The sequence below is a fragment of the Spiroplasma sp. hy2 genome (assembly GCF_044714365.1).
Taxonomy (GTDB): Bacteria; Bacillota_I; Bacilli_A; order Mycoplasmatales; family Mycoplasmataceae; genus Spiroplasma; species Spiroplasma phoeniceum.
The window spans coordinates 1-3,686 of record NZ_RXFZ02000102.1 but is presented as its reverse complement, the minus strand read 5'-3'; the positions used below and the strand labels follow the sequence as shown (position 1 = coordinate 3,686).

At 29.8% G+C, this 3,686-nt stretch carries 4 protein-coding genes and 1 pseudogene; all 5 read left to right on the top strand.

The window, feature by feature from the left end; translation table 4 throughout:
• Positions 1-108 precede the first annotated feature (108 nt).
• Entirely contained in the window at positions 109-660 is a 552-nt protein-coding gene (locus EHV01_RS03935; protein ID WP_422066292.1) for a MurR/RpiR family transcriptional regulator, read from the top strand.
• 125 nt (positions 661-785) lie between these two features.
• On the top strand, positions 786-1,310 hold the full coding sequence (locus EHV01_RS03930) for a PTS transporter subunit EIIB (protein WP_422066291.1): 525 nt from the start codon (positions 786-788) through the stop codon (positions 1,308-1,310).
• Complete coding sequence (locus EHV01_RS03925) at positions 1,235-1,651, top strand: hypothetical protein (RefSeq protein WP_422066290.1); 417 nt, start codon at positions 1,235-1,237, stop codon at positions 1,649-1,651. Before EHV01_RS03930 ends, EHV01_RS03925 begins: the two co-directional genes overlap by 76 nt.
• A 4-nt stretch (positions 1,652-1,655) precedes the next feature.
• Positions 1,656-2,510, top strand: a complete 855-nt coding sequence (locus EHV01_RS03920) for a PTS transporter subunit EIIC (RefSeq protein ID WP_422066289.1) — start codon at positions 1,656-1,658, stop codon at positions 2,508-2,510.
• Between the two features lie 26 nt (positions 2,511-2,536).
• Positions 2,537-3,439, top strand: a pseudogene (gene murQ, locus EHV01_RS03915) (N-acetylmuramic acid 6-phosphate etherase).
• Positions 3,440-3,686 lie beyond the last annotated feature (247 nt).

Below are 3,686 nucleotides of genomic sequence, written 5' to 3'. Positions count from 1 at the left end.
WTAWNNNNATTTTTAAATAAAAGACATAATTAATTAAAATTATAATTTGCTATTAGTATCTTTTTAAAAATATTTACAATTATTTTAATAGGTTATGCAAGAAGTCTAATGTTTAATATATATAATAATATTATTCGTAGTTTACATGATACATTTCGATTAACATTAAATCAAAAGGGTATTATTAATAATGTTATTAACAATTTTAAAAAAGCACGTCGGATTGTTCTTTTTGCAATTGGCGGAACATACAATATTGCAAAGGATTTTCAAGAAAAATTATTACGGATTGGTTTTAATATTATTGCAATTAATGATTTTCATAATGGATATTTTTTAGCACAGCAATTAAATGAAAATGATTTAACCTTTTTTGTTTCGTACTCAGGTGAAACATTAGATTTAATTAAATTAGCAAAAATTTGTCAACAAAATCATACTCCAATTGCAATCGTTTGTCGACAATCAAATAATACTTTATCTAATTTAGCAGATTATGAAATTACAATTAGTAGCAATGAATCAATTGAACGTTTAATTTCAACAACTAGTCGCTTTGCATTATTATTTGCACTAGATATGATTTATTTTTCTTTGTTAGCAACTGATTTAGAATATTATCGCGTTATGTTAGAAAAAACGTTAGTACCAAAATTTTAAAATTTCCAAATTTTGAGATTAAATTACAGATTAAGAATTACGCCTTGTAATTATTACACTTTCTTTTATCATATACATAGGTAGCAAAAAATAGATATATGTTTATTGAAAGTGAGGAAAATGAAATGGCAAAAGATCCGAAACAGACAGCAAAAGATATTGTTGATATTGTCAAAGCGGATAATGTTGTCTCATATACCAATTGTTTAACGAGACTGCGTCTTAATTTGAAACCAACAGCAGAGATTGATCTAGATAAATTAAAAGCAATACCAAATGTAATGGGTGTTTTGAAACCATCACCAACAGAGTTACAGATTATCTTGGGGCCAGGTTTTGTTGCAAATGTTACACAAGCTTTTGGGAAATTAGTTAATGCTAATAAAACTGCTTATAACGAAAATGATGGTACGGATGAATTTGTTAGTGCTGCACAAGCAGCGAAGGCTGTAAAAGGCGAAATGAAAAAAAACAAAATAGAGTACAAACTTTTTTTACTAAATTTTCAAAAATCTTTTCACCAATGATTATCGGTTTTATTGGGGCAGGGATTTTATCGGGAATTGCTGGAATTATGAAATCTGCATATGGTGGCACAATGGATACTAGTCATGCCCCAGCAGCTGCCGTATCTTGATTTAAGGCATTAAACTTAATTCTAGACATTTGAAAAAATGCTTTTATAATTATTGTTGGATGACGAACTTGTGAAGTTTGAGGAGGCAGTGGTGTCTTAGGAACAATGACTGCTGCAATTTATTCGCCAGTTTTTGTAAGTAGTGTAATTCCAATGCTAGTCGTTGGTGATGCTAATCATGTTAATTATTTAGGGATTAATATTACTAATCCACTAACAAATTGATTAACAGTTGGCTTTCGTCCAAGCATAGATGCTAATGGTAATTTAGTGTTTGGATATCCGTCAGGAAATATTTTAGGGGCCTTATTAACAGCAACAGCGGCCTTATGAATGGAACGGCGGTGTTCGTAAATTTATGCCAGGAGTCTTAGACATAATTGGGACTCCAACATTAGTATTATTTGGCCTATTATTATTAAATATCTTTTTACTAATCCCTATTTCAGGTTATTTATACCAAGCAGTAGCATGATTCTTTGCACATTTATATACTAATCCTTTTGGTGCCTTTGTTTTAGCCGCAATTTTCTTACTTGCAGTTGCTTTTGGAATTCACCAAGGATTTGTTCCAATTTACGGAATTTTAATTGAACAAACAGGAGTTAATGGTTTATTTCCAATTTTAGGAATGGCAGGAATGGCACAAGTTGGTGCAGGGATTGCCCTATGAATTATGGCAGCAAAAGGGAGTTTATTGCGTCGTCAAATTCAAGGAGCCTTGATTCCAGCAATTTTTGGAATTGGAGAACCAATGATTTATGGAGTAACTTTACCACGAATCCGTCTATTCGTTACAAGTTCAATTGGAGCAGGTTTTGGTGGCTTCTTTATTGGCGCAGTGTATATGTGAGGACATATTACTTTTGGTTTAAACGCAATGTTTGGCCCTTCAGGAATTTTAGCAACCTTTATGATGACTACTGATACTGGTAATGTTCCATTAGCAGTGGGGATTTATCTTATTGGCTGTGCTATTGCAATTTTAGCAGGATGGCTTATTACAATGTTTGGATACTCGCGAATTGTTAAAGCGGGTGGAAACGATATGAAAGAGTTATATCAAAAACACGGTAAATATAAACTATATAAAAAAATTTTATGAACATTAGCATTTATTACAATCATTGGTATTTTTATTTTTTGAATAGTTGCATATTATAAATTGCCAAAAGCAGAACGACAAAAAATTTTTCATGTTAAAGTTGAATAAAATTATTTAAAAGAAAGAAGGATGTTATGAATAAAATTAATTTGTCAAAAATAGACACAGAACAACGTAATACAAATAGTACTCGTATTGATCAAACAGATACAAAAGGTATTTTAACAATTAATTAATAATGAAGATGCAAAAATTGCCCAAGCAGTGCAAGCAAAAATACCAGTTATTACTAAAGTAATTGATTTAATTTTTTCCCGTTTTAACCAAGGAGGTCGATTAATTTATATGGGAGCAGGTTCATCAGGGCGAATTGGAATTCTTGATGCATTAGAGATGTTACCACTTATGGACTTGATAATGACCGTATTATTGGGATTATTGCCGGTGGCGATAGTGCTATTCGCATACCAGTTGAAGGAGCAGAAGATGACCAAGATTTAGCGGTAAATGACTTAAAGAAATTAAATTTACAACCGTTAGATACTGTAATTGGGATTGGTGTTTCTGGACGAACACCATATGTTTTAGCAGGGTTAAAATATGCTAAAACCACTGGTGCATTAGCAATTGGTTTATGTATGACAAAAAATTCGGAAATGTTAGCAATTGCTGATGAAGTAATTGCAATTGAAACATGACCAGAAGTTATTACTGGTAGTACTAGAATGAAAACGGGAACAGCAACAAAATTAGTGTGCAATATGATTTCGACAACATTAATGGTTAAATTAGGAAAAGTATATCAAAATTTAATGGTTGATTTAATTGCAACTAATGAAAAATTAAAAGTACGAACAGCAGAAATTGTTAAAGCTGTTACAAATGCTAGTGATGAGGTTATTGCACAAGCATTAACAGCTGCAAATTATGCTTGTAAAAACGCTATTATAATGATTTTAAAAAATGTTTCTTATGCTGAAAGTCAATCATTATTAAATAAATATGATAATTTAATTAATAAAATAATTAATGAATAATAAAAGTTATTAAATAATTTTTAAAATAACTGTCAAATAAAATATTTATTTGAAGTTTTTTTATAATCAAATTATTTGTAAACTATTTTCAGTAATTTACAAATAATTTGATAAAATCACTTCTTTTATTTTTTTGCTTTTGTAAAATAAAGATGCAAGTAGGATTTTTAACCCTTATTAAGTCAATAATATATTTTTTATTAAAAATTGCTTTAATTTTGTCGAAAACTCTTGATATTTATAAAAT